Here is a 26,639-nt window from a genome sequence, read left to right on the forward strand (position 1 = left end):
GTCCAGTAAAAAGTTAAGCAACAATTTGAACCTCTTAAACTTCACGCATCCCTAAACCTAGTACAACCCCCAAGCCGGGACGTTGTACCGCACTGTATTCGGATTCATCTAGCTCTATTGATAGTGATTCTACGGGATCGATTTGAACTGTCGGTAAACTTAAACGCTGTGTAAAAAATTCATCTAACTGTTTCAACCCGCCTCCTGGTCCAGCTAAAATTAGTTGTGCAACCTCTAAATTTTCACTTTGATTGAGGTAGAAGTCGATGGAACGACGAAGTTCGTCGGTGATTTCTCCCAATACCCTGATTACAGCTGCCATACCGGGGTTTACTTCAGTTTGACCTGTTTTTCCTGCTTCCATTGCTGTGGTGGGAACAGTCATACTTTCAAGTAATTCCATATCTCGGGATGTAGGCAAACTCATAGCCCTTGATAAAGCTAATTGGAGTTGAAATGTACCAATTGGTACAGTTCTTGAAAACTGGGGTACTCCGTTCACCACGATCGCGATTTCGGTGCTATCAAATTCGATATCCACTAATACCACGGCTTCTTCTCGGTCAAATTGCCGTAATTGGTCCCTTATGGTTCGAATTAAAGCAAAGCTATTGATTTCAAGGATATCGACTTGCAAGCCGGCTTGTTCAAATGTATTGACATAGGTATCGGTAATTTCTTTACGAGTAGCAACTAGAAGTACCTGTACTTTTTCAATTCCATCTTCATCAACAAAATATCCAAGCTTCTGATAGTCAACATCAGCTTCTTCACGGGGATATGGCAAATACAAACTAGCCTCATGATTGAGCACCATCTCTCGTAGTTCTTTATCATCCAACTCTGCTGGTACAGGTATTAATCGGATGATAGAGTCTCTCCCAGATACAGCAGTCGCAACACGGGAAGCTTTAACTTTGCTTTGAATCAATGCCTCCTGAATAATTTGTGCCATAGTCGGAGGATCGATGATTTGCCCTTCTGTAAATACGTCTTCTGGTACGTTTATAGATGTCAAAGCTTCTACTTTCAAACCTTGACGCTGTTTGCGTAACTGAACCAGATTTACTCTTTGAGGAGCAAGTTCGATTCCGACACCTTGATTAGATTTACTAAAGAAACTATTTAAACTTTTAATCACGGCTTTGTCCGCAGGACTTCTAAAAAAGAAAATGTAAATCGGATGAAAATGAGATGAGAATATAAATGATATTTAGAGGTCAAATCAATCTCTAGTGACAATCATAGATAAGTTGTGAAGAAGTTGTAACAAAAACTAAATTCAACCTTAAATAGTAAACAGTTCGGCTTACAAATTATTAAAATATACAAACAGAACAATTAATTACTTGATACCTCGAAAATGTTCAAAATCACTAACTAGGTATAATTGGGGCGAAAAATCTGCCTTGTCAAGAAAAAAAATATGGCTAGCTCAGACAGCTAAAAAATAATTAGTATTTTGTACTTATTTAGGGTTGATTATTTTTTCAAATTTAATTATGACTAGAAACAAATCATCTGTAAAAAATTCAAATCAAGATAACAAATCCTATTGAGACACAATAAAATTACAGCCAAATTGACAGAAAAACTACAAGATAATATTTAATTCAATGACTCAATCTTTTTCAAGAGAATTTCAAAAGCAAATTATTGCTAATTTATTACGAGGATTTTTTGTTTGAATGTAGATATAAGATGACAGAAATATAGACACTCCTCCTACTCATATATTTGTAGATTGGACCAGCTTAATATTTTACAGGCAAGTATTTACTGCAAATTAACGAACCGGTTAATTATTTATAACATCGATTCATTAAAACAGACAGTTATTAATAAAGTACCCAGTACTTATACGGAATTAACATGATTGGCTAAAATTTTTAAATTTAAAATTTGTAAATTCTTCAAAAGTACCTTTATTTAAGTTTCTTAAGGGTTGCTTTAGTATTTTTGTTGATAGTGAAAAAATAGTTAAAAGCGTTTGCATTAGATATTACCCAACGTACTTACCCTGAAGGGTAAAAATATATTAGCCACAAGTTGATAAACGATCGGATTTACCTACTTTAGTTGAGGAGATAAGTCATGAGAATACAGCAGCTTGCAAACCATTTTGTGAAGCAAATATTTAAGCTCACTATTGCTTCATCCTTGTTGATTCCCTTAGTTGTTACCGCTAATAGTAAAGAAGCGTGCGCTTGCTCCTGTCTCCCTCCTGGTCCTCCAAAATCTGAGTTAGATCGTTCTGAAGCTGTTTTTGCGGGAAAAGTCATGAGAATTAGGCGTAAAAACTCAGAGGTTAGGGTCAAATTTAAGGTTATGACATCTTGGAAAGGTGAAGTAAATAAGAAGCAAGTAATTACTACCCAAATTAATAGTGCTGCATGTGGATACTCCTTTGAGCGAGGTCAACAATATCTCGTTTATGCATCAAAGTTCGACAATAAGTTATTAAGTACGAATATATGTAGTCGAACAAAGCTACTCGCTAATGCAGAAGAAGATTTATCGGAACTCGGTGAAGGTTCTCCTGTTAAAGGAAAATTGAGAAAAACAGAAACAGGAGATGATTAAACTTTCGCTGTTAATACCAGTTTTAAAAAATACTGCTACAGATCAATTCTTTGAATCTTTTCCTATTCCCTGTTATAAACGAATCGTAGCCGTATTAAAGGAAATTGGTATTAATTACTTCGATTGGCGAAAAAATATCCCACTAAATATAGCGAACCACACAGAACTACTAAATCTTGACTTTGATCGCTTTTACTGAAAGCTGTGTCTAAAGCTGAAAATAAATCTGTATGAACATTACAGAATTTCAATCGCGGACAAACTTCTGCAGCTAGTTTTGCTAAATTCTCAGGTTGGGCTGAACTATGGTCTGCAACTGGAAGTAGATACAGTTTATCTTCAGGTCGGAGTAGTGCTTGAAAAACTTGGGTATGGTCTTTAGTAGAAAGCATTCCCATCACCCAAAAAATAGATTTAACCCCAAGTGTATCAACATAATCTCGTAAAGCTTTAGCTGAAGCTGGGTTATGAGCACCATCAACTAATAATCTTCGATCTGTAAATTCTCTATCTTTCCAAGTTGTCCATTGCATTCGTCCCAACCATTTAGTTTTTTCCATCCCAGCAATAATTGCTGATTCAGAAATCAACCAACCCTGGTTTTGCAATATTTCTACCGCAGCTAGGACTAAGCTAGAATTTGCTAATTGAATTGCTCCATGTAAAGACAAAGGATATTGAAGAGATTGATAATTTTTGATATCTTTTTCTTTACTTTGCGAATAACGATATTCTGCCAGGGTTGGACTAAATTGACGAGCAATGTGAGGGGAAATAATTGGACATTCCAACTCTTTAGCGCGCGTTCGCACTACTGTTTCAGCATCTGCTGGTAATGGTCCCATAACAACGGGGCATTTATATTTGAGGATACCAGCTTTTTCTCTCGCAATATCACTAATTGTTGGACCGAGTACCTGCACGTGGTCGAAACTAATAGAAGTAATAATTGTCACCAAGGGTTCTTCGCATACGTTAGTTGCATCTAAACGTCCCCCCAAACCAACTTCCACAACAGCAACATCAACTTGTTTCTTGGCAAAATATAACCAAGCAGCAGCAGTTAAAACTTCGAATTGAGTTGGTGAAGAGGTATCTGAATTGTTCGCCTCGCGCGTTGTGATCGCAGTTTTAACTTCTAGTAATACTTGCTGTAGTTCCTCAGAACTAATGGGTTGCTCATTGAAACAAATTCGTTCCGTCCAATCAATTAAGTGAGGAGAGGTATAACGACCAGTACGATAACCTGCAGCAGTGAGAATAGAAGATAAATAAGCGCATACCGAACCTTTACCATTAGTACCAGCAACATGAATTACTGGAACAGATTTGTGAGGATTTCCAAGATTTTTTAAGAGCTGCAGAATTCTCTCAAGTCCAAGATTAACGCCAAAATGCTTAAAAGGTGTCAGCAAAGAATCAATATCCACAAAAACCGTTTTTTATTTTTAAGTTTATTTTTTTATTTATATATAACAAAACAGTGAATTATACCAATTCAATAAATCATTGCAACAGATTACTCCGTAGAGACGCGTTAGCGCTTAGCGATAGCGTACCGTAGGTATAGCATGACCGTTAGGTCATCATGTCGCGTCTCTACAAAAATTTATTTGTCTCATTATTTTTCCAAATTGGTATTACGTCTAATCCATTACCAATTACCAATTACCAATTACCAATTACCAATTACCCAAACCCCGATAAAAATAAAATCGACTGTTCTTTAAATAGAGATACAGTCGATAACAACCCAAGCGGGTTCAAGCTTGTTTTTTAAAAAATGAATTTAAGCTTCTCTATTTAAAAAAGTTTGAATTTGTACAAGTGCAGCTTTACCAATATTAAAAACTGCCCAGCCAGCGGCAATCACAATTGGTGCTAAAACCACCGCTACGCGAAAATCAAGATCCATATCTATTACTTCCTCTTATTAAGCGACATTCAAGTATTGCGATCGAGCCTCATCTTATTGTTAGCCTAACTGAGTACTTTTTCCATAGCAAAATGTTAAGAATATTTACAATACCCAATATGATTTTATAACAAAAGGATCCAGTTATACATCATTAATCGCTTTGATCCTCCCTGTTCGCTAATTCTTAATCCCCAGTCGCCAGTCCCTAATCCCCATTCTTTATAAAACCAAGGTCAGTACCTTTACCAGCATGTACTAAAGCTAGTTTTTGATATTTTTCTGCATGCTCAATTAATTCAGCCGCTTCAGTAGAAGAAATTTGTCGTACAACTTTTCCAGGGATGCCAACAACTAATGAGTGAGGTGGTACATTTTTTGTTACTACAGCACCTGCACCAATAATGCTACCAGTACCTACTCGTACTCCATCAAGAACTATAGCTCCAATCCCTATCAGGCTACCGCGTTCGATGTGAGCGGAGTGTATGACAGCGCGATGTCCAACAGTGACGTAATCTTCTAAGATAGTTGGTTTTCCAGGATCTCCATGTAATATCGCACCATCTTGAATATTAGTAAATTCACCAACTTCAATGATTTCAACATCCCCTCGGATCGTTGCTCCATACCAAATGCTAGCCCCGAATGCAATTTTCACTGAACCAACAACAACTGCGTTTTTAGCGACGAAGGTTGCTTGAGAAATGTCAGGAGAAAACCAGTAGGAAGGAAGAGACACGATAGAATAGAATTAAGGTACTCAGAAATACTGAAAGAATTCCAACCATATAAGGCTGGTAGACTTTAAAAGGGTATCATAGCGTTATATTTGAATCCAATTTAAATCTCGAAATAGTGATTCTAAAATTAATGATTTTAAATTAATGATTTTAAAATAATGATTCTAAAATTAGTGATTTTAAAAATAGTCATTAACTAAGTATCTCTCCGAACCAAATAAGAGTATCATTTTAAACCGAGATTCTATATAAGTAATGAATATATTTTTACCCACTTCACAATGAAACCAGGTTTACAGTATCCAATATTCGGCCCCGAAATAAAGTGTCCCCACTGCCATCAAACCATCCCGGCATTGACACTTACTGATACTTATTTATGTCCTCGTCATGGAGCTTTTGAAGCAAACCCAGAAACCAAAGAATTAATTCATTTGCAGTCAGGTCGTCACTGGCGAAGATGGAATTCCAAATGGTTTAGACAACATACCCATCCTGATGGTATTAGGTTTGAAATCCATGAAGCACTAGACAAACTTTATACTCAGGGCTATAGAGCAACTAAAGTAATTATTGCTACTCGATATCAAGAACTCATGAGTGGCTATTTGGAGCGCAGTAGCCCCTGGCGTTCTGGACAGTCGGAGATAGCTTCAGGGCGACTTTATGGTTTACCAGTTGATTTTAGCCCTGACCCCCAAGAAGAACCACGTTGGAATGTGATCAATTTTGACTTGGAAAAAGAGCCGGGTGTACCAGTACGTTACCCTTACTTCAAGTTGTTTGATTAGCTTTAATGGGGAATGGGGGTAATGGGTTAAGATAGTTACTTTCAGTGTAGAAATGCATCACGCTTCTATTAGGACGGCTAATATTCATCGGGCGATCGCCTTTTACGAACAATTGGGGTTTGAAGTCTGCGAACGCTTCAGTACGGGCTATACCCTTGCTTGTTGGCTTGAAGGACTTGACAGCAGACTAGAGCTAATTGAAATTCCCAATCCCAAACCAGCAGCAGATGCATTTGGAGATGAACATTATGTAGGCTACTATCACTTATCTTTCGATCTTACTCAAAGTACTCCCGACCTACCTAGCTGGTTGACTGATTTAAAAAAACGTTTTGTGGTGGGTGTAGAACAGGATTCTCAATTATTAAAACCCTTGGTTGTACTTTTAGAACCAACACAACAGCAAATTGGTAGTTGTATTTACGAAGTAACTTTTATTGCTGATGCTGACGGGTTACCATTGGAATTCATCAGACTACTGAAGAAAATGACTTAAAAATGAGACAGCACGTCTAAATTTCGATGTATACGAATATTGATTTATGTTTATTTGACCTGTACTGAATTATGATTTCCATAATTACTGCCAGTATCTTTTTAGCATTATTGAAGTGATATATTTACAGAGATATTAACTACTATTCAAGAGTATTAATTTTGTGGCGAAGTTCAATAAGTTTCTGTGCGGAATTTATCGTTCTAAATTTGTAATTTTTCCCGTACCATGATGGTTATATTATTTTTTGTGATTTAACAACTCATGACTAATTGCCAAGTCAATTAAATGTTATAGAATAGATTTTCCGAGATTGAATATTTCAGAGCTAAATATTCAAAAATATCAAAGTATTACAGTTTCAAAAAACTTCATTATTATTATCAGTGACAGAAAAGGTCAAAAAAACAGTATTAGATAATGGTCTTACTGTTCTAACAAAAGAAGTACATACTGCACCAGTCGTAACTGTGCAGATTTGGTACAAAGTCGGTTCCCGTAATGAAGAACCTGGCGTAAGTGGAATCACGCATCAGTTAGAACATATGATGTTTAAAGGCACTAAAAATCGTCCAATTCAGTTTGGAAAATTGTTTAGTGCTTTAGGTAGTGACTCGAACGCATTCACTAGTTACGACCTAACGGCGTACTACAGTACAGCAGAACGGGATAAGTTGGAAGCCCTGTTAATTCTGGAAGCAGATAGAATGCAAAATGCTCTAATGAGTGAAGAATCTCTAGCTAGTGAAAAAAAAGTTGTTATTTCTGAGTTACAAGGCTATGAAAACGATCCAGAGTATCGTCTTGAGCGTTCAGTAATGCAGCAAGCGTTTCCCAATCATCCCTATGGCTTACCCGTGGGTGGTACGGAAGCAGACGTAGAAAAATTCACTATTGAACAAATAGAAGATTATTATCACCAATACTATAGTCCTAATAATGCAGTTTTGGTCATAGCTGGAGATTTTGATACTCCTGAAGTTCTTGGTCGCGTGAAGGAAATCTACAGCAAAATTCCTCAGCATGTAAATCAAGATTATTTAGATCTTGAATTTGAAAACCAAGAAAATTCTACAAGTAATTCTAAGACTTTCATTTCTGAAAATAGTGGAGTACCACCAAAGAAAATTCTACTGCGCGAACCTGGAGCAACTGGACTATTAAAAGTTGTTTATCCTTTAGTAGATATTAATCATCCAGACGTTCCAGTTTTAGATGTTTTAGATTATATTTTGACTGAGGGTCGAAACTCACGCTTAGAGCAAAGATTAATCGAAACTGGGATTGCTACAGACTTAGAAAGTACCGTAGTGAATTTAATTGATACAGGTTGGTATGAATTATTAATAACAGCAGATCCCGAACAAGATTTGAGTAAAATCGATTTCTTATTAACTGATACAATCGCTAAATTATCAGAGCGAGAGGCAACGCCACAAGAGCTAAAACGAGCAAAAGCACAATTAGAAGCAGCAATAATTTTAGATAACCGTGATATCACTTCCCAAGCAATGCAGCTAGCCAACGATGAGATAGTCGCTGGCGATTATAATTATATGGATTATTATCTGGAAGCAATTAAGCGAGTAAGTGCTACTGACGTACAGCTAGTAGCACAAAAATACTTCCAGCAAACACAAAGAACTGTAGGTTTTTTTGAACCAACTCAAACACTGTTACAAAATAGAAGCACAGGGAAATATAATACTCATAAATCAACAAAACTGACGGAGCAATTTTCTCATCAAAAAGTCGTAGAATTTGCAGATGTCGTCAAGTATTTACCTCCATTAAATGGTATAAATATTTCTCTAGCTAGTCAGTTACCAGAAGAATTTACCTTAAGAAATGGTTTGAAAGTCTTGCTTTTGGCTGATAATAGTACCCCAACCATTACCCTTGCAGGATATATCAAAGCTGGTTCAGAATTCGACCCAGAGAATATGTCAGGTTTAGCATCCTTAGTCGCAGAAAATTTAGTCAATGGGACAAAAACAAAAGATGCTTTAACCATTGCTAAAATACTGGATGATAATGGCGCTAGTCTTGATTTTCAAGCTTTCCGTGAAGGTGTGCAAATTCAAGGTGATAGCTTAGCCAATGACTCAGATGTATTACTAAGAACCCTAGGGGATATACTTCAAAATCCAATTTTTCCCCAAAAAGAATTGCAACTCAGCTTTCAACAAGCCTTGGTTGGTTTAAAACAAGAAAGTGACGAACCAACCGAAGTAGCAAAGAAAACTTTTGTTCAATCCATTTACCCTAAGGAACATCCGCTACATGCTTTCCCAACTGTAGAAAGTTTGCAGCAAATTCAACAAAAAGATGTAATTGAATTTAAGCAAAAATACTATCGTCCAGACCGAACAATATTGGTGATGGTGGGAAACTTTGTTCCAGAAGAAATGCGATCGCTAATTGTTACTGAACTTGGTGATTGGGAAACCGAAGGTGAGGCTCCAATTGTAGAGTATCCAGATATTTCAGCGCCACAAAAAATTATTAATTTAAATCCTGTAGTTCCTGGTAAAACCCAATCCATTACATACATTGGTAATACAACTATCAAGCGTCAAGACCCTCAATATTACGCCGCGATAGTTTTGAACCAGATTTTAGGGGGTGATACCCTATCGAGTCGTTTAGGTACAGAAATTCGCGATCGCCAAGGTTTAACTTATGGAATTTATAGCAGCTTTTTGGCGAGGAAAAACTTTGGGACTTTTTTGATCGAAATGCAAACTAATCCAGAAAACGCTAAAGATGCGATCGCCAAAACTCTCCAAGTTTTAGAAGAAGTTCACCAAAAAGGAGTAACACAAAAAGAGCTAGAAACAGCAAAACGTAATTCGATCGGTAATTATAATGTTTCCCTAGCTAACCCAGAAGAATTAGCCCATAGAATACTCAAAAATGAAATTTATGATTTAGACAAAGAAGAACTGCGCACCTACATCGAAAAAATTAATGCTGTTAATCTCACTGAAGTAAATCAGGCAGCACGAAACTTAATTCAGCCAGATAAAATTGTTATAGTCACTGCTGGTCCCGAAATCATTGAAGATTGATTTCCTAACCTCTAGCTGCACTAATTTGCAAAATCGCTAACATTACCCACTGCATACTAGAATCATTTATCACCAGTGTTCTGGCAAAATTCATTTCACCATGGCAAAATTAGGGCATTAGCACTTGGTATTACAGCTTCAAGCAAATCATAAAATAAGTTAACTTAAATATAGATATTGTTGCTTCATTCTTCGCAGAAGAATTACTGAAAAACCTAGCTGCAAAGCGTAATTAATTATTAGTTTCCCCATGAACATTCTTAGCAACCTGCTTTCTCAACCAACTCAAGATAGCCGTCCCAAGCGCCAACGTCGAGGAATAGAAATTAAATCGCCACGAGAAATTGAAATTATGCGACAGTCCGCGAAAATTGTCGCAACTGTACTTAAAGAGATTTCTGAGTTGGTAAAGCCAGGAATGACAACCGCTGATTTGGATGCTCATGCGGAAAAACGTATCCGGGAAATGGGTGCTACACCCAGTTTCAAAGGTTATCATGGATTCCCCGCTTCCATTTGTTCCAGTATCAATAATGAAGTCGTACATGGTATTCCCAGCGCCAAAAAAGTAATTCGCTCCGGGGATGTTTTAAAAGTTGATACAGGTGCTTTTTTCCAAGGCTTTCATGGCGATTCCTGTATCACCATTGCTGTTGAAGAAGTAACTCCAGATGCAGCAAAATTGATTCGGGTTGCTGAAGAAGCCCTTTATAAAGGTATTGAGCAAGTTAAAGCTGGAAATTATTTAATGGATATTGCTGGTGCAATTGAAGATCATGTCAAAGCTAATGGCTTTGCAGTAGTAGAAGATTTTACTGGACATGGTGTAGGTAGAAATTTGCACGAAGAACCTTCAGTGTTTAATTTCCGCACTCGCGAAATGCCTAATGTTAAGTTGCGTGCAGGAATGACACTAGCCATCGAACCAATCGTTAATGCTGGTTCAAAACATACACGTACGTTATCTGACCGGTGGACAGCAGTTACTGTGGATAAATCTCTTTCGGCACAGTTTGAACATACTATTTTGGTGACACAAACTGGCTATGAAATTTTGACAGACAGAACAAAAATTTAAACTTAAAGAAATTTACTCAAAATTAATTAATTTTTGCCAGGTGAGCACTGTTGCTCGCCTTATTTATTTTTGCTGGTATTCCAGTCCGCCACATTATAAGAATATGTACTATATGTAACCCTAGGCACATTTATTTAAATCAAGCTAAAATTGCGGCTGAATATGATTAATAAATTCTAAACACAACCAAGTTTTGTCTTTCGGTTGTAGAATATTGTGCATCTACAAGTACTAATACACTTATATGTTAATTGATTTTTCTTTTTTAGAAAAAATCGAAATAGTTGCAAATAGTTGCAAATAAGATTCCCCCTCTAGAATACTGATTCAGTAATACCAAAACTCTGCTTAGGTGAAGGAGTACAGGAAGAGTCGGAAAAGGTGGAAGAAAAAGAGTTTAAAAAGTTTATACTTACTTATTCTCCCCACATCCCCTCACATTTTCCTCTCCCACTCAATTGATGATTGTTCTTGAGTACTGAGTTTATGTTCTAGATGGTTGGGGCTTTTTGTTTCTTAAGGGTAATTTAGTCAATGAATCTAGTTGATTTAGTTTTTACTCCAGCATTGGAGTTAGCAAAATTAATCCATTCTGGAGAAATTTCGCCACTGGAATTAACGGAAATATATTTAGAACGTATCCAGCTTTTAAATCCGAAATTAGGGAGTTATGTAACAGTAATGGCTGAACAAGCAATTGAAACAGCCAAAATCAAAACCGATTTATTAGGGAATAAAAAAGATTTACCCCTATTATTTGGTCTACCTATTCCCATCAAAGACCTGAATCCTCTTGCAGGTGTTTCCTGTAGTTTCGGTAATGCAGTGTTACAAAAAAATAATATTCCCACATATGATGATGCTGTCATCCTGAAAATTAAGCAAGCTGGAATGATTCCCATCGGGAAAACTGCAACCTCAGAGTTAGGTTCCTTCCCTTACACTGAATCAAAAGGTTTTCCTCCAGCAAGAAATCCATGGAATTTAGAATATACTCCTGGTGGTTCTAGTGGAGGTGCAGCAGCAGCAGTAGCAGCAGGATTAGCTCCTTTCGCTCATGGTTCTGATGGTGGTGGTTCGATACGGGGACCAGCAGCTTGTTGTGGAATAGTAGGAATTAAACCTTCACGGGGTCGCATATCTAATGGTCCAGGAGGCGATCGCTTTTGTGGTGTTGCAACAAATGGACCTTTAGCAAGAACTGTCGCTGATGCGGCTGCGCTGTTAGACGTAATGTCCGGATATGTAAATGGCGATCCGTATTGGTTACCCGAACCAGAGTTATCATTTTTAGCAGCAACTCAGGTACAACCTGTTCAACTCAAAATTGCTTTTGCGACAAATATACCTCCCTTTGGCAAAGTTGATGCTAATTGTGAGCTAGGGGTTTTACAAACAGTTAAATTTTTAGAAGAACTAGGTCATATAGTAGAAGAAAAATGTCCTGATTTCAGCGATCTAGTTCAACCCTTTCAAATTATTTGGCAAAGTGGAACTGCTGCTTCGGATATTCCCGTAGAAATTTTACAACCGATGAATCAGTGGTTGTTTCAGCAAAATTATTCTGCAACTGAATATCTTAACGCAGTATTCCAGATGCAAATTGCTGCACGTAAAATAATTAGCTTTTTCAATACAGTAGATGTTTTAGTATTACCAGTTTATAGACATTCTCCCATTCGTGTGGGCGAGTGGTCTAATTTAAGTCCAGAAGAAACATTTGAGAAAATTGTTAATTGGGTCGCTCCCTGTCCTCCAGCGAATGCTACGGGTCAACCCGCGATCGCACTTCCTGTCGGTCTTGACAATAATGGTTTACCTATCGGAGTTCAATTAGTAGGAAAACCTGCTGCAGAAAGTACTTTGATTGCTCTTGCAACACAACTTGAAATGGTTAACCCTTGGCTCAAACGCCGCCCAAAGCTATATGCAAGTGATAGCCAATCGATCATCGTGAAGTGATTAATATTGCAAACAATTATCCAGCATACAAGTAAACAGGCAGACTTTTTGTCTGCCTAATGTTGTTATGAGGAAAATTATGGAAAGCGATTGTCTAAATGGATGTGCTTGGTGGCTCTTCCTTCAACATTCGCCCCTTTAAATTAGCATTTATCTGAAAAATATCTTGTTTCTCTTGATACCAAGTTTATATATAAATATAGTCAGAAGTACGATTAAACTCAGAAATACGATTTAACAAGAAGTATTTGATTGATGTCTCCGTTCCTTAAGGTTTAATTATCAGAAAATAAAAATTCTAAACTTTATTCTCCACAATAATTTTAATAAAAATCTAATCATGTATCAAATAGTAAAAGTTAATTTCAAACAATAATTATAAATTACTATTAATGATAAAATTTGATACACCACAATTATATCAATTCTTATTTCTAAAGAAGTCAACTGTAAGAATAAATTATTGCTTTGGGCATCATCAATCACTCATTAAGACTTGTTATTCTTTGAAGTAATTGACAAAAAAAATCATTAACCAAATAAAGTAATTACTAGTCTTACTTTTCTTGTAATCTTCTGAAAATACTTGATCGCATAAATAATATTTCTTTTGTTCTTGGAATAAAAAATTGCCAAGAATTCTATCCTTGGCACTGATAGTAACTGTGCAAAATACTAATTATTAAAAATAAAAAATACTTTATGAATTACGATAATCGCCCTACAGTTCAAAAAATTTTAATAATTACTCTGATACTCAACTTAATTGTGATGTTCTTAAAGTTCGGAGTTGGTCTAATAACTGGCTCTCTGAGCTTAATTGCTGATGCATTGCATAGTGTCACAGATAGTGCCAACAATATTTTAGGGCTAGTTGCCAGTTATTTCTCTTCACCTTTACCAGATCGCAAATATCCCTACGGACATCAGAAATTCGAAGCATTAGGTGCATTAGGGATAGCTGGTTTTCTAGGAATAGTTTGTTTTGAAATTATTCAAGGTGCAATTGAAAGAATTATTCATGGTAGTCAGCCGGTCAATATATCACCAGCACAATTATGGATTCTACTAATTGTATTAGGGATTAATATTTTTGTGGCATTTTACGAACGCAGCGTTGGTAAACGAGTTGGTAGTCCAATTTTAATTGCAGATGCCAAGCATACAATGAGTGATATTTGGGTAACAATTACAGTTATTGCTGGTTTGATTGGTGTTTGGCTTGGTTATCAATGGTTAGATATCGTTTTAGCTTTCCCTGTCGCAATATTAGTTTTTTGCAGTGCTTGGTCAGTTTTAAAAGATAATTTACCTTGGTTGGTAGATGAGATGGCGATCGCACCAGAAGATATTTACGCCATAGCCATTTCCGTTGCTGGAGTTATCAATTGTCATGACATTGCTTCTCGTGGAGTGGTTGGTCGTCAAATCTTTATTGAAATGCATTTAATTGTGGATGCTCCCGATGTAGAGACCGCACATCGCATAACAGAAGAAGTTGAATCTCGTTTGGAAGAACGTTTTCGACCAGTACGAATTTTGATTCATGTTGAACCACCAACCTATAAAACTGACCATATAACTTTTGGTGATTCCTGATTCGATAATTCCTATTTGATGATTTCTGATTTGGCGGTTTTGACAATGTGAGCAATTATTCTTACATCAATGTTGAGTCTTTTCAAGCATTACGTGCAATCTCTGATGGAAAGATTTATTCTTTGTAATTAAAATCGAATCACACTCACAAAGTACACTTAAAATTATATCTTGCATCATATTTACTAAGAATAAAAAAATCTAAGAATAAAAACTCTATTCTTCTGTTATCAGCTTAAAACTGGTAATAAGAGATCTAGAGGTTTGGCTCTTAGTTCTTGTAAGTAATGCAATATATCAGCTTGCTACGGTTTTTATTTGTTTGAACCACACATCTGCAAACTACAACTTTCGTAGAGATGAATCAATAATTCGACTCTACGGAAGAATTTACTGATTCGAGCTAGATAAGGAGAAATACCTATTAATCAATAGGTTGTTGGGAATAATTGGGAAATCAGAATCAAATTACATTCTGTATTTTTAATTCTGACTTCCGAACTTAAAGAAGATATTTGTTACATTTGAGCGATCAACTCTATTCCCATTCAATAGTTCCAGGTGGTTTAGAAGTAATATCAAAAACTACACGATTAACACCCTTCACTTCGTTAACAATTCGATTGGAAATAACTTCTAAAACATCGTAAGGTACCCGCGCCCAATCAGCAGTCATACCATCTTCACTTGTAATAATCCGTAAGACAATAGGGAAAGCATAAGTACGCTTGTCGCCCATGACACCAACACTGCGAATTGGTAATAACACAGCAAATGCTTGCCAGTATTCGTTATACAGACCTCTTCGGTTAATTTCTTGACGCACAATTAAATCCGCATCTCTTAAAATATTTAACCGTTCGGCTGTGACTTCGCCAATAATGCGAATCGATAAACCCGGACCAGGGAAAGGATGACGTTGAACTATCTCCTCTGGTAGACCAATAGAACGTCCAACTTTACGAACTTCATCTTTAAAAAGTTTGCGCAGTGGTTCGACTAATTTGAACCTCAGGTCTTTGGGTAATCCCCCCACATTATGGTGACTCTTAATTTTAACTGCGACACGCTCTCCAGTTCCGGGATCCATGTTTGTGTCAGCAGATTCAATTACATCTGGATACAAAGTTCCTTGTGCGAGATAATCAAAAGGTCCCAATTCTTTGGAACTTTCTTCAAAAACACGGATAAACTCGTGTCCAACAATCCGACGTTTTTCTTCGGGATCTGTGACTCCATTCAAAGCAGATAAAAAGCGTTCGCGGGCATTTACATACTCTACGGGAATGTGAAACTGCTCTTGAAATAGCTTAACCAAACGCTCTGGTTCGTACTTACGCATAAAACCTTGATCGATAAAAACGCAAGTTAACCGATCCCCAATCGCTCGATGCATCAAAAATGCCAGTGTAGAAGAATCAACTCCTCCAGATAAGGCTAGTAATACCCGTTTGTGACCAACTTTGGCACGAATTTCACGAATAGCTTCCTCAACAAAAGCCTCGGTAGTCCAAGTTGGTTTGCAATTGCATATTTGAAAGACAAAGTTTGAAATTAAAGCTGAACCACCAATGGAATGTACTACCTCCGGATGAAATTGAACTCCATAAAGCTTTCTTTCATGATCTGCAATTGCTGCACAGGGAGTATTCTCTGTATGAGCTAACAAATCAAATCCAGGTGGCATTTTCTGTACGGAGTCTCCATGACTCATCCACATAGTTGTGCCATCCTCCACATTGGTAAGCAAATCTGTGGGGTCATCTATATGTAAAGATGCTTTACCATATTCAGCCAAATCGGCTGTTGTAACCTCTCCCCCCAGTTGCTTCACCATCAGCTGCATTCCATAGCAGACTCCCAAAATAGGTATACCCAAACTCCAAATTTCTGGGTCACATTTAGGAGCATTTTTGTCATAAACCGAATTAGGACCACCAGAAAACACAATCCCTTTGGGATTTAATTTGCGCAGTTGTGCTGCAGTTGTTCGATAAGAAAGAACTTCTGAATAAACTTGAGTTTCTCTGAATCTCCTGGCTATAAGTTCTGAATACTGAGAGCCGAAGTCGAGAATCACAATCATTTGACGATTTACCTGTCCCAAAGATTTTTCTTCTTGAGACATCACTTCTGTTGGTAGAGTCACCGCTGTAGTCATGATCGGGAGAGTGTGAGTTGAATTGAATGACAAAAATAGTGGCTATTCGGTTTAGTTGAATACCATTTTTCGCTCTTTTCGCGTTGCTAATGGTATTAAATCGTTGTCAATGGTATTAGATACCATGCAGACACATGCTCACATGCGTCTGTTCTTACCCAGATACGTATAAATGGTATTAAGAAGAAAAACTTAGTCTGGTGTGGTTACCGAAAAACTATTAATTGGTTTTCACTGTTTGTGATTATTCATATAAAGTTAACATAATTTTGTCGGTCACACGCAATTTGTTTGAGTTCTCACAATATCTTGACAAAGGTATTAAAACAAGTAATAGCTTAATTTACTACTTGGGTATGAGTAGTATTACTCAAAGTAAATAAGATTTTTTTTATTGTCTCAAAAGTACATTATTTTTATTAAAATCACGTTGTTTTATATGGCGTATCACGTCTCTTTTAATACTGACAAACTACATTTGCTTCCCACAAATACTGTCAAAATTAGTGTAAAGTAATTCATAAGACAATAAAGATGATAATTAATAAGTGACAAACTGTAAAAAATGAGGAATATTGAAGTTTACCTTCTCCATTCCTCTAAATTAAGTCTGTATAAAGTTTTTTCGGTATATTAAATTCCGACAGATGATAGTAAAGATTCCATGTTTTCCCTGGACATTCCTTGTTCGATATAGCGAGGAGTTTCGGGATTGTAAGGACTTTCAAGGCGATCTATGGTGATTATGGTTGCATTATCCGGCAAAACGGGAATATCTGGGTCGAAGGAGGTCGGACGCATTAAGGAACTAGCGAATCCTCGAAAAATTGCTATTCGGTCTTCTTCACCGTTAATTTTCACTGACACAAGTAAAACTTCTTGGGGGTAATTGGCGGTATATTTTTCCAACCGCTTACCAATTGTATCTTGCATAAAAAATTCAAAACTAATTTGGATTGGAGATATCAAGCTGACTATAAGATGCCAAATAGAAGCAAAGGAATTTTTAACTGGTAAATATCCAACTATAATGTGCGCGAAGATAGTTACCCATGTTAGCCCGAGCACAGTGCTCTTAAAAGCGAAGATATTGAATAATTATGTTTTGGAATTCCCAACTTCAATAGACGATCTATTTTTGTAATATTCCAAGTAATATTCCAGGTGATATTCCAATTCAAAAGCATTACTGTTTAATTGCCGAACGTCCGCGCTTATTTAGCTTAACAAATGCAAAATAGCAGAAATAAGCTATGTACATTGTTAAACCAACAATACCGAAATTTCCTAGACCACTTACATCATTATCATGATGAAAATATTCTTTGAAAATTGATGGGGCTTGTAACCAGACTTGACAAAAATCTGTCTTGAAGTTTGCAGGTGAAACACAATTCAAAAAAGGTAAAGTAGCGATCGCGCCCAAAACGCAATATAAAGTGATAGCCCAGCGCCAAGAAGAAAAAATCAGTTTTAAGGGACTATTAGGCTGATATTCAATCTCATCGTTCAAGTCTACCCAAAACCACAGGGAAATTGGAATTAGGATTCGTCCTGCGAGTCCAGAAATGAAAGCTATTCCATGACCACCCATCATTAAATAAATGGTAATTAAAAGCAAACTTGCTACGCGCCAGTAAATAATTAACAAGCGCTGCATAGCTTCTGCTTTCTCTACAAATACCCAAGCTAGTAGAATCAGGGGTAAGATTACTGTAAACAATACTGCTAGTCGGTAATCCATCCACACTAGCCCGGTAAACCAAAGGTCATTCATAATTTTTTTAGTGACAATCAATCGGGAAACCTGACTCGGTAGCTGTTTGCTAACAGCGTTACAAATCCTTGCTACTAGCCAGTTAACAACTGAACATATAATAATCAGTAATTTGACTGTGGCAAAGATATTTTGATGCTCAGTGAAGAATTTTGACAGATTTTAAGTTTTATTCGCTTTTATTGCCTAGGAGATGGCACATTCCTTACTTGGTATTGATTTATGTACAAGTAATTTGTAATAAATAACTTGCAATACATAAATCCTCCTTTTGTCCCTTCCAGATCGAAAATCAAGAACAAAAGGAGGTTATTGTTTGCGAATATAAAATATGAACTGTTATTAGTCAATGTTAGGGAGTTCAGGATTATTCCCCCACACTGAATAATTTATTTAGGTTGTTTGCTGCCTAAAAACTCAAATTACAAGCTGAAAGTTGATATGGTCTAATCGTCGTATACTCTGCATTCTGCAGCTTCAGGATTGTCGTCACAATATTTTTCGAAAGAGGTTTTTTGCTTCTCTTGACGTTGATGGGATGCTTCAGCTTGCAATTCTTCAACTGCATCCCAAGCTGCTGCACATTCTGCAGAACTGTCGCCGGAAGTATCGCAAACCTCACGAGCTTGTTTGACCTCTTCACTAATTTTATTCTGGATATCACTCATTGTTTTTCTTACCTTTATGTTGTTAATACAAGTATAGAAAAATTCCTACATAGGCAATTAATATCCCTATGTGTCTTCATTTTACATAATCAGACTACGACCTTTAGTAATTTATTACTAAGTGAGATTGGCATCATATTTAGCTCACATAAGTCATTACCGAACTTTGAGGGTAATTATTTTTAGGTTTTCATCCTTTGGATCTTTTAATATTTTTATAAATTATTATTCATCAAAAATGAATAATAGAATGTCTGTGGACTATATTTGTAGGACAAGCCAGAAATTAAATGTCTGCTCGATCCTAAATGGGGCAAGACACTATGATTTTTATGCTTGGCAAGTCTTCCGTAGGATATATTTTATACTTTTATGGGAGAAGTAAAGAGTAAGTAAAAGCCTCAAATAAAGCAAGAGGAATTAAGATTAATGTCAGACAAAATGCGGTGGGCAAATGCTCTCTCAACCCGTCCTTCCTTAGAAGCAGCAATTACAGATGTTGTGGAAAAAGCAACGTCTTTGCTCGCAGTGCCTGCAGATTTAGGACTGGTTTTCATTTCGTCTGCATTTACCAGCGAATATTCCCGACTCATGCCTTTACTTGCTGAAAAACTCTCAGTACCGGTACTAATTGGTTGTAGTGCTTCTGGTGTGATTGGGATGACAAAATCAGGAGTGAGTCAAGAATTAGAAGCGGAGCCAGCTTTAAGCTTGACATTAGCCTACTTACCAGACGTTGAAATCGAACCTTTTCACTTGATAGCTGAAGAACTACCGGACTTAGATAGTTCTCCGGATGAATGGGTAGATTTAATTAATGTTTCACCTTCTTCTAAGCCCCAATTTATTTTATTTGCAGGTCACGATCCTGCTGGTATTAATGATTTATTACAAGGGTTAGATTTTGCTTATCCTGGTTCAGTGACTATCGGAGGACAAGCAAGTTCCAGTATCGGCGGTCGCGTTGCACTTTTTTATCAAGATCGCTTGTATCGGGAAGGAACTGTAGGTATTGCCTTAAGCGGGAACATTATTCTAGAAAGTATTGTTGCCCAAGGGTGTCGACCTATTGGTCAGCCTTATCAAATTACTAAGGGTGATAGTAACATCATATTAGAATTAGATCGACAAGTCCCATTAATTGTGTTGCGCGATCTAATTGATAGTCTTACAGAAGAAGAACGAGTGTTAGCGCAAAATTCCTTGTATGTGGGCGTGGCGATGGATGAATTTAAATCTTCTTTGGGACGAGGAGACTTTTTAGTTCGCAGATTATTGGGGGTTGACCCCTCCGCTGGAGCGCTCGCCATTGGCGATCGCGTCCGCAGAGGACAACGCTTGCAATTTCACATTCGGGATGCTCGGACTTCTGCTTCGGATTTAGAGTTACTCCTAGAGCAATACCAAAGTCAGCCCGATAATAAAGGTCAAGCAGCCTGTGCTTTAATGTTTTCTTGCTTGGGTAGGGGAGAAGGACTCTACGGTAAACCCAATTTTGATTCTGAATTATTTAGACGCTACATTAAAGATATCCCTTTGGCTGGCTTTTTCTGTAGTGGTGAAATTGGTCCTGTGGGCGGTAACACTTTTCTGCATGGTTTTACCTCGGTATTTGGTATTTGCAGACAAACCGGAGAGTAATAAAGTACTGCAGTTATCAATCAGATTTAGGGTGCCATCTTCAGCTAATGCAGCATATTTTTTAAAGTAATTACCAATTTTAGCTGGGAACAGATCGCAATCAAATTTCGCTGGGAACAGATTGCAATCAAATAAAGTATCTCCATCAGCAATATTTGCCCAAAATTCCCGTAAACTGGGAGCCATTGCTTCTGCTTGAGCTAACGGAAGATTTAAGGGTGGCAATGTCAGAAACTTAACAAGAAAAGGGAAGCTGCGATCGCCCATCCACTTGCGGGAACTGTATTGCAGATTGGGAAATTCTGGTACTGACTCGACACGATAGGACATTACCTGCAACCATTCTCTGCCATATTTATCTTCATGGAATTCTAGCAACCTATAGGGATGGGGATAGCTGACCAAAGAACCTGTTGTTACTTCGTATATTCCCTCATTGTAAGCAACATCCTGTACGTGTAAATGTCCTGTAAATATTAATTTCACTCCGTAGCGTCGGAGAATAGCCAATAAATCTGGAGCATTATCCAACATGTAACGATTTGCCATTGGATGACGAGATTGATTGGGCAAATGCTCGATTACGTTGTGATGTACCATCACTAGAACAAGCTCATTTTTTGCTTGTGTCAGTACTTTTTCTAGCCAGCGTAATTGTTCATCGCCTAAATGCCCGATCTGATTTCCTTGTTCGTTAAAATAGTTGGAGTTTAGACCAATTAATCTAACTCCAGGGATTAATTCACAAGTGTAGTAAAGTTCTTCAGTATCACTGTAACCAAACTTGCGATAGTAACTAGGAAAAGTAGAAAAAGCTATGGATTGTTCGTTTGCTTCTAGTACGGGAACATCATGATTTCCTGGTATGACGTAAGTAGGAAAAGGTAACTTACTTAATTTTTGTTGTAACCAAGTATGATTTTTTGCTTCTCCGTGTTGGGTTAAATCTCCTGGCAACAATAAAAAATCAAGGTTTAATTGTGATAAATGTTCGAGGGCGCTTTCGAACGCTGGAATACTCACTTCCACTAAGTGAAATCTACTCGGATGATCCCAAATTGTTTCGGGAAGTCCAATATGTAAGTCACTGATAATGGCAAACCGAAATTTAAGAGTCATTGAAATATAAGTAAAATTTTCAAATGCGAATTTTAAAAGGCTTTTTAAATGAGTATAACTTTCTTTACCAGTAATAGTACAAATAACAGGAACTTAATATTTGTATATATTTAGTCTCAAAGAAAAACATATTCACTTAAATCATAATTACGACTGATTGACATTTGAACGCGTCAGTGAAAGTATTTTAATTCTTTGTTGTATGGTCTGTGGAATTGACAAAAGTTAATGTTTTGTTTTTAGATAAAAATCTAATAGTTTCTATTATGATTCTGATGTTATTAGCAAAACTGATATAGAATTGCTCCTTCATCTCCACTCGAAATTCAGTATAATTTATGTTCTCTATTAAGAATTTGTCTAATTTTAAGAGTAAATATAACTAAGCAGTATTTCTGCGATCGCAAGTGAAACTGAATTTTTATATATAAATATGTAATTTGTCGCAAAAAGGAATGTAAATTTTGGCTGCAATCAGAGTTCGTCAACATGTAAATCCACTTTCCCGCAAATACCAACAAAAAATTACTGCGATTGATTGGGAGAAAATTTATGCTCAACCAAAGCAACCACTGCTTCTCGATATTGGTTGTGCAAGAGGAAAATTTATATTGAACATGGCGCAAGTGGAACCGGATTGGAATTTTCTTGGTTTGGAAATTCGAGAACCTTTAGTTCATGACGCCAATTATTGGCGAGATTCCTTGGGGTTGAACAATCTTCATTATTTGTTTTCCAACACTAACAACCCATTACGAGATATGTTATCTTCTTTACCTAAAGGTGTTTTACAACGGGTGACTATTCAATTCCCCGATCCTTGGTTCAAAAAACGCCATGCAAAAAGGCGTATGGTACAGCCCCAGTTAGTTAATGAGATTTCTGAGTATTTAGTATCTGGAGGTATGGTATTTTTACAATCTGACATTGAGTTTGTTACTCAGGAAATGTGCGATCGCTTTAACGAGCATCCGGCTTTCTATAGAGAAAATGAACAGGGGTGGCTGACAGAAAATCCTTTACCAATACAAACTGAAAGAGAAATATATACTTTAGAAAAAGATAAGCCGGTATATCGAGCTGTATTTATAAAGAAGAAATAGATAGCACACAAGCACAAAGTATCAAAAATTTAGAATTACTTTATAGGGTTTTCCCCATAAATTTATTTAAGGCAAGATTGAGTATTTGCTTATCCTATGTTTTGCTCACAAAAAACTGCCTTGTCTTGTCAAGGCAGTTATTAAGGTCTTGTTAGGGTTTTATTATGAATGTGATGTGTCTGATTTTTTCATAAATCTGTTTTGAAGGCAGGTATACTCAGATACAAAATGAGATGATCTTTATCACAAATACTGCAAACTCTGGCAAACTAGTCTTAATTTCTCTTCATATTTTGATTTGCTAGTATATATTTCACCTTTTTCACATATATCTTTCACATAAATATTAGTATTAATGGCTGACTGATACTTTTGGATAGCTTAAAGATTGTATGAGATTGATCAATCTTTCAATCTCTAATGGTTTAGAGATAAAAGCATCAACCATTCCGAGACATTCTTTACCAATATCTGAAGGAGAATGTGCACTCATCAAAATAATAGGGAAAAAATACTGTGTCGAGTTCTGTTTAAGATGTTGAATAACTTGATATCCATTCATTCCCGGCATCATAAAATCTAATAATAGTAAGTCGGGAATTTTCGATTCAATCTTGTCAAGTGCTGCTTTTCCACTGTAAGCAACATCAACTGTATAGCCAGCAGCAACTAAAACAACTTGTAATAAGAGTGAATTATCTACGATATCATCACAAACAAGAATATGTTTGATCTCATTATTTTTGTCTGAAAAAGTCATATTTAAGCATCAAAAACGAAGTGTAAAAATTTTGTAGATGCTTCTGCACATTATTTTGAATATAGAATACAGAGTTAATAGAATACAGAGTTAAAAGTATTATTATCTACTTCAGTTACCTGTAATCATTCTCTATGAAATCAATAGATAAACAATGACGTAAATCACTATGAAATTACAATACTTTTTAATTCCAAAAGTGAATTTTATTTAGATTATTTGTGTTAATCAATACTTTATTTGCAGCTTGTCTGCATTAAGTAAACAAAAGTGATTTTAATCACTGCTTTTTTTCTTGAACAAAATAAGATCAATGTATCTTGCCCATACAATCTATCACTCGTAAATCTTCAATGCCAGTTGCATTTGCTCTGGCTTTTTCTATTAAAAAATTAACTATTATTTACACCCAATATTGTAATCATGCTTCAAATTTATAACTATATAAAAATATGATAACTAAATAGTGAAGGCGAGATTAAATTGATTGTTATGGGTGTAAAGTTACAATTTAATTAACTAAATTTTTAATTAATTAGAGTTTTAACTAATCAGAACTTTGTTTTGGCTAATAATATCTCGATATTTCATAATTATTTTACTGGCGATAGCATCCCAACTATAATGCTGCAATGCATATTGCTGTGCTTGTAAACCACGGTACTGTCTTTCTTCAGGCTTTCTTAAAGCTTCCCGTAATACATTTGCTAGAGCTTTTGTATTTACTTCACATACCCATCCAGATTTACTATCGCGTACTTCATTGGAAATATGCACTTGGTCTGAAATTATAACTGGTGTTCCGACCACCATTGCTTCAGCAACAGCTATTCCAAAATTTTCGTAGTAGGAGGGTAAAACAAATAAATCAGCAGCTTGTAATAATACAGATTTCAACTCTCCGGTAACAAAACCAGTTATGGTAGTACAATTTTTTAGTTCTGAAGCTTCAATCTGTTGTTTAATTTTTTGTTCATAACTTAGATCTTGCGGGTTGGTACCTGCTAATACAAAATGAAATTTTAAATTTTCTGATAAAAGTTTTTCCAAAGCTGGAATTAAAATATCTAAACCTTTTTTTGGGTCGATTCTAGACATGAATAATATTAAAGGAAAATTTCCAGAAATATTATATTTATCTAGGATAATTTTTTTTCTCTCATAGTGAATCACTTCACTATATTTCTCTTCTAATTTAGCGACCCCTAAAGGAAGTACCAAATCTTTTGTTACTCTTCCAAATCGTTCCGAGACTTTTGCTTCTTGTTCGCTAGTAAAATGAACTGCAGCAGCATTTCCTAAATTAGAAGACTCTAAAACCGCTGCATAAAACTTTTTTAATTTTTGTTTCTTTTGTAGATCCGCAGGGTCTAGAGTTCCTAAGGGACGTAATATGTAAGGTATTTTATGATGACGACAAATTTTCGCAGCAATACTACTAACTGGTGAGAATAAAGCATGAATATGGGCTAAATCGAATTCATGAGCGTGACGATTTAACCAACTGAACAAATCAATAGAAAACTTATAGCGACGAAATGGTGCACATTTAAAATAAATTATTTCATAACCATCTTGTTCTATTGCTCTATTTAAAGGTACGTCGAGACCTTTTTGACCAGTATCACCGTTACTATTAGTGGTAATAACAGTTACTTTTATATCTTGTTGTGCTAATGCAGGTGCTAATCCTAGTATCATTTGACTAGGACCACCATAAATTAGGGAAATTGAAGGAACTATTTGAAGTATTCGCATTATTCTATTTACTTACTTATTATTGTTATTCGTATTATTCCTTTAATCCTTCCAATCCCCAATCCCTAATTACCCATTACTAATAACTTCTTGGTAAAACTCTAATTGTTGTTTTGCTAAAGCTTTATTAGTATATTGAGCGATAACTTTGGTGTAACCCATCAAACCAATATTTTGGGCAAATTCAGGTTTTTCTATTAGTTGCAATAAACAGTTTGCAAGTGCTTTGACATCACCTTCTGGGAATACCAAACCTGCATCACCAATTACATGAGGTATTTCTCCAGAATTAGAACCAATGACAGGTACTTGACATGACATTGCTTCAATAATTACGTGACCAAATTGTTCTTTCCAACCTACAGAAGTTAAAGTTTTAAACTTATACGTAGTTTCAGAAGGTAGAACTAAAGTATTCATTAAGTTGATATAGTTACAAACTTCGTGGTGGGGAACACTTTCAACTAAAATTATTCGGTCTTGAATATTATTTTCCTTAGCTTGACTGATAATTTCTGATTTTAATTCACCTCTTCCTAGTAATAAAAACTTCCAAGGTTTATCCTTGATACTGATTAAAGATTTGAGTAATGTTAGTATCCCTTTTTCCTGAACAAATCTACCAACAAAACCAATTATAAAATCTTTATCTGTAACACCTAATTGTTGTTTTAATTCTGGCTGTAGATTAGGTTTAAATAATGTATCATCTACACCTAATTGCGGCATCACTTTAATTAAACCTTGATAACCACGCTGACGAAGAATTTCTGCTCCATCCTGATTTCCAGAAATAATTCCATGACTATATTTGAGATTATATTTTTCTAATAAACTAGCTAGTAAATTTAACTGATATGGGAGATTCCACCAGGTAAAGAATATATTTTTTGCTTTTATTCCTAATAAATTATTTAAAGTAATCATTTCTGCATAAGCTAATCCCCTCGAACCTTGCTCTACTTGAATAATATCAGGATTAAACTTACGGATAAGTTGAATTAAATCGGTTCCAAATGTTAACAAACCTTGGTGATTTTGACTGAAGTTAGTAATGGGAACTATACGAAATGAATCTTCTTCATAATATTGAGCTTCAATAATTTTTTTTTGTACTCCACCAGGTTTCCAACGTTTTGGTACTACAACTATTACTTCAATATCTGGTGCTAATTTAGATAAAGCTCGTAGCTTTTCACTATTCAGATTAACGATATAAGTATGACTTGCTACTAATATTTTCATTTATATCTTGGAGATTAGCTATTGGCGTTAGTAAAGTGTGACACAACAGCGTCATATAATAATTAGAAAATAGCTGATGACAAGTAATTAGCCATGGGTCTAATCACCTGATTTATATATTCTCTAGTTGCCTCTCTATTTATTTTATTTTCTAATTTATTAATTATTA

At 36.0% G+C, this 26,639-nt stretch carries 20 protein-coding genes and 1 pseudogene; 9 read left to right on the forward strand and 12 right to left on the reverse strand.

The window, feature by feature from the left end; all coding sequences use genetic code 11:
- Nucleotides 1-34: 34 nt before the first annotated feature.
- On the reverse strand, nt 35-1,141 hold the full coding sequence (gene pilM, locus BC008_RS12410; RefSeq protein ID WP_027845784.1) for a type IV pilus assembly protein PilM: 1,107 nt from the start codon (nt 1,139-1,141) through the stop codon (nt 35-37).
- Nucleotides 1,142-2,094: 953 nt separating this feature from the next.
- On the opposite strand from pilM, the gene BC008_RS12415 reads away from it, so the two are divergent.
- Nucleotides 2,095-2,583, forward strand: coding sequence for a hypothetical protein (locus tag BC008_RS12415; protein WP_058183440.1), 489 nt, complete (start codon nt 2,095-2,097; stop codon nt 2,581-2,583).
- Between the two features lie 110 nt (nt 2,584-2,693).
- Here the strand turns inward: BC008_RS12415 and BC008_RS12420 are convergent, their stop codons facing one another.
- From BC008_RS12420 to BC008_RS12435, 3 genes are all read right to left on the reverse strand, one after another.
- Nucleotides 2,694-4,013 (reverse strand): bifunctional folylpolyglutamate synthase/dihydrofolate synthase, encoded by a 1,320-nt coding sequence (locus BC008_RS12420; protein WP_027845785.1) that lies wholly within the window; start codon nt 4,011-4,013, stop codon nt 2,694-2,696.
- Nucleotides 4,014-4,372: 359 nt separating this feature from the next.
- Nucleotides 4,373-4,498: a photosystem II protein Y gene (locus tag BC008_RS12430; protein ID WP_027842249.1), complete on the reverse strand. Its 126-nt coding sequence runs from the start codon at nt 4,496-4,498 to the stop codon at nt 4,373-4,375.
- A 208-nt stretch (nt 4,499-4,706) separates the two neighbouring features.
- Nucleotides 4,707-5,240 carry a gamma carbonic anhydrase family protein gene (locus BC008_RS12435; RefSeq protein WP_027842248.1) on the reverse strand — a complete coding sequence of 178 codons (534 nt, stop codon included), beginning with the start codon at nt 5,238-5,240 and terminating at the stop codon, nt 4,707-4,709.
- Between the two features lie 282 nt (nt 5,241-5,522).
- On the opposite strand from BC008_RS12435, the gene BC008_RS12440 reads away from it, so the two are divergent.
- The 6 genes from BC008_RS12440 to BC008_RS12465 all read left to right on the forward strand — a co-directional run bounded on the left by BC008_RS12440 (nt 5,523) and on the right by BC008_RS12465 (nt 14,238).
- Nucleotides 5,523-6,032 carry a TIGR02652 family protein gene (locus BC008_RS12440; protein WP_058183442.1) on the forward strand — a complete coding sequence of 170 codons (510 nt, stop codon included), beginning with the start codon at nt 5,523-5,525 and terminating at the stop codon, nt 6,030-6,032.
- Between the two features lie 52 nt (nt 6,033-6,084).
- Nucleotides 6,085-6,528 (forward strand): VOC family protein, encoded by a 444-nt coding sequence (locus tag BC008_RS12445; RefSeq protein WP_027842247.1) that lies wholly within the window; start codon nt 6,085-6,087, stop codon nt 6,526-6,528.
- Nucleotides 6,529-6,914: 386 nt separating this feature from the next.
- Nucleotides 6,915-9,599 carry a M16 family metallopeptidase gene (locus BC008_RS12450; RefSeq protein ID WP_058183443.1) on the forward strand — a complete coding sequence of 895 codons (2,685 nt, stop codon included), beginning with the start codon at nt 6,915-6,917 and terminating at the stop codon, nt 9,597-9,599.
- A gap of 250 nt (nt 9,600-9,849) precedes the next feature.
- Complete coding sequence (gene map / locus BC008_RS12455) at nt 9,850-10,677, forward strand: type I methionyl aminopeptidase (RefSeq protein WP_027842246.1); 828 nt, start codon at nt 9,850-9,852, stop codon at nt 10,675-10,677.
- A gap of 534 nt (nt 10,678-11,211) precedes the next feature.
- On the forward strand, nt 11,212-12,639 hold the full coding sequence (locus tag BC008_RS12460; RefSeq protein WP_027842245.1) for an amidase: 1,428 nt from the start codon (nt 11,212-11,214) through the stop codon (nt 12,637-12,639).
- Nucleotides 12,640-13,341: 702 nt separating this feature from the next.
- Entirely contained in the window at nt 13,342-14,238 is an 897-nt protein-coding gene (locus tag BC008_RS12465) for a cation diffusion facilitator family transporter (protein WP_027842244.1), read from the forward strand.
- A gap of 538 nt (nt 14,239-14,776) precedes the next feature.
- On the opposite strand, the gene guaA is transcribed toward BC008_RS12465, so the two are convergent.
- The 4 genes from guaA to BC008_RS12485 form a co-directional block, all read right to left on the reverse strand.
- Complete coding sequence (guaA, locus tag BC008_RS12470; protein ID WP_027842243.1) at nt 14,777-16,399, reverse strand: glutamine-hydrolyzing GMP synthase; 1,623 nt, start codon at nt 16,397-16,399, stop codon at nt 14,777-14,779.
- Between the two features lie 633 nt (nt 16,400-17,032).
- Nucleotides 17,033-17,332, reverse strand: a complete 300-nt coding sequence (locus tag BC008_RS12475) for a DUF7734 family protein (protein WP_027842242.1) — start codon at nt 17,330-17,332, stop codon at nt 17,033-17,035.
- A 253-nt stretch (nt 17,333-17,585) separates the two neighbouring features.
- Nucleotides 17,586-18,176, reverse strand: coding sequence for a DUF3177 family protein (locus BC008_RS12480; RefSeq protein ID WP_027842241.1), 591 nt, complete (start codon nt 18,174-18,176; stop codon nt 17,586-17,588).
- Between the two features lie 446 nt (nt 18,177-18,622).
- Nucleotides 18,623-18,844 (reverse strand): Calvin cycle protein CP12, encoded by a 222-nt coding sequence (locus BC008_RS12485; RefSeq protein WP_027842240.1) that lies wholly within the window; start codon nt 18,842-18,844, stop codon nt 18,623-18,625.
- Nucleotides 18,845-19,285: 441 nt separating this feature from the next.
- Between BC008_RS12485 and BC008_RS12490 the strand changes: the two are divergent.
- Nucleotides 19,286-20,356 (forward strand): annotated as a pseudogene (locus BC008_RS12490) (FIST signal transduction protein); the annotation flags it as partial.
- Here the strand turns inward: BC008_RS12490 and BC008_RS51295 are convergent.
- Complete coding sequence (locus BC008_RS51295; RefSeq protein WP_082650518.1) at nt 20,351-21,604, reverse strand: metallophosphoesterase family protein; 1,254 nt, start codon at nt 21,602-21,604, stop codon at nt 20,351-20,353. The pseudogene BC008_RS12490 and the gene BC008_RS51295 overlap by 6 nt on opposite strands.
- Nucleotides 21,605-22,068: 464 nt before the next feature.
- Here BC008_RS51295 and trmB point away from each other — a divergent pair, with 464 nt between their 5' ends.
- Nucleotides 22,069-22,707, forward strand: coding sequence for a tRNA (guanosine(46)-N7)-methyltransferase TrmB (gene trmB, locus BC008_RS12495; RefSeq protein WP_027842239.1), 639 nt, complete (start codon nt 22,069-22,071; stop codon nt 22,705-22,707).
- Between the two features lie 352 nt (nt 22,708-23,059).
- On the opposite strand, the gene BC008_RS12500 is transcribed toward trmB, so the two are convergent.
- The 3 genes from BC008_RS12500 to hpsO form a co-directional block, all read right to left on the reverse strand.
- Nucleotides 23,060-23,467 (reverse strand): response regulator, encoded by a 408-nt coding sequence (locus BC008_RS12500; RefSeq protein ID WP_027842238.1) that lies wholly within the window; start codon nt 23,465-23,467, stop codon nt 23,060-23,062.
- A gap of 543 nt (nt 23,468-24,010) precedes the next feature.
- Nucleotides 24,011-25,225 carry a hormogonium polysaccharide biosynthesis glycosyltransferase HpsP gene (hpsP, locus tag BC008_RS12505; RefSeq protein ID WP_027842237.1) on the reverse strand — a complete coding sequence of 405 codons (1,215 nt, stop codon included), beginning with the start codon at nt 25,223-25,225 and terminating at the stop codon, nt 24,011-24,013.
- A 69-nt stretch (nt 25,226-25,294) separates the two neighbouring features.
- Complete coding sequence (gene hpsO / locus BC008_RS12510; RefSeq protein WP_027842236.1) at nt 25,295-26,470, reverse strand: hormogonium polysaccharide biosynthesis glycosyltransferase HpsO; 1,176 nt, start codon at nt 26,468-26,470, stop codon at nt 25,295-25,297.
- Nucleotides 26,471-26,639 lie beyond the last annotated feature (169 nt).

It is taken from the genome of Mastigocoleus testarum BC008 (assembly GCF_001456025.1).
Lineage (GTDB): Bacteria > Cyanobacteriota > Cyanobacteriia > Cyanobacteriales > Nostocaceae > Mastigocoleus > Mastigocoleus testarum.

Excerpts from the sequence above, each read along its gene's own strand:
- BC008_RS12415 (WP_058183440.1), top strand. The coding sequence starts at position 2,095 with ATGAGAATACAGCAGCTTGCAAACCATTTTGTGAAGCAAATATTTAAG.
- BC008_RS12430 (WP_027842249.1), bottom strand. The coding sequence starts at position 4,498 with ATGGATCTTGATTTTCGCGTAGCGGTGGTTTTAGCACCAATTGTGATT.
- BC008_RS12440 (WP_058183442.1), top strand. The coding sequence starts at position 5,523 with ATGAAACCAGGTTTACAGTATCCAATATTCGGCCCCGAAATAAAGTGT.
- BC008_RS12445 (WP_027842247.1), top strand. The coding sequence starts at position 6,085 with ATGCATCACGCTTCTATTAGGACGGCTAATATTCATCGGGCGATCGCC.
- map (WP_027842246.1), top strand. The coding sequence starts at position 9,850 with ATGAACATTCTTAGCAACCTGCTTTCTCAACCAACTCAAGATAGCCGT.
- BC008_RS12460 (WP_027842245.1), top strand. The coding sequence starts at position 11,212 with ATGAATCTAGTTGATTTAGTTTTTACTCCAGCATTGGAGTTAGCAAAA.
- BC008_RS12465 (WP_027842244.1), top strand. The coding sequence starts at position 13,342 with ATGAATTACGATAATCGCCCTACAGTTCAAAAAATTTTAATAATTACT.
- guaA (WP_027842243.1), bottom strand. The coding sequence starts at position 16,399 with ATGACTACAGCGGTGACTCTACCAACAGAAGTGATGTCTCAAGAAGAA.
- BC008_RS12475 (WP_027842242.1), bottom strand. The coding sequence starts at position 17,332 with ATGCAAGATACAATTGGTAAGCGGTTGGAAAAATATACCGCCAATTAC.
- BC008_RS12480 (WP_027842241.1), bottom strand. The coding sequence starts at position 18,176 with ATGAATGACCTTTGGTTTACCGGGCTAGTGTGGATGGATTACCGACTA.
- BC008_RS12485 (WP_027842240.1), bottom strand. The coding sequence starts at position 18,844 with ATGAGTGATATCCAGAATAAAATTAGTGAAGAGGTCAAACAAGCTCGT.
- BC008_RS51295 (WP_082650518.1), bottom strand. The coding sequence starts at position 21,604 with ATGACTCTTAAATTTCGGTTTGCCATTATCAGTGACTTACATATTGGA.
- BC008_RS12500 (WP_027842238.1), bottom strand. The coding sequence starts at position 23,467 with ATGACTTTTTCAGACAAAAATAATGAGATCAAACATATTCTTGTTTGT.
- hpsP (WP_027842237.1), bottom strand. The coding sequence starts at position 25,225 with ATGCGAATACTTCAAATAGTTCCTTCAATTTCCCTAATTTATGGTGGT.
- hpsO (WP_027842236.1), bottom strand. The coding sequence starts at position 26,470 with ATGAAAATATTAGTAGCAAGTCATACTTATATCGTTAATCTGAATAGT.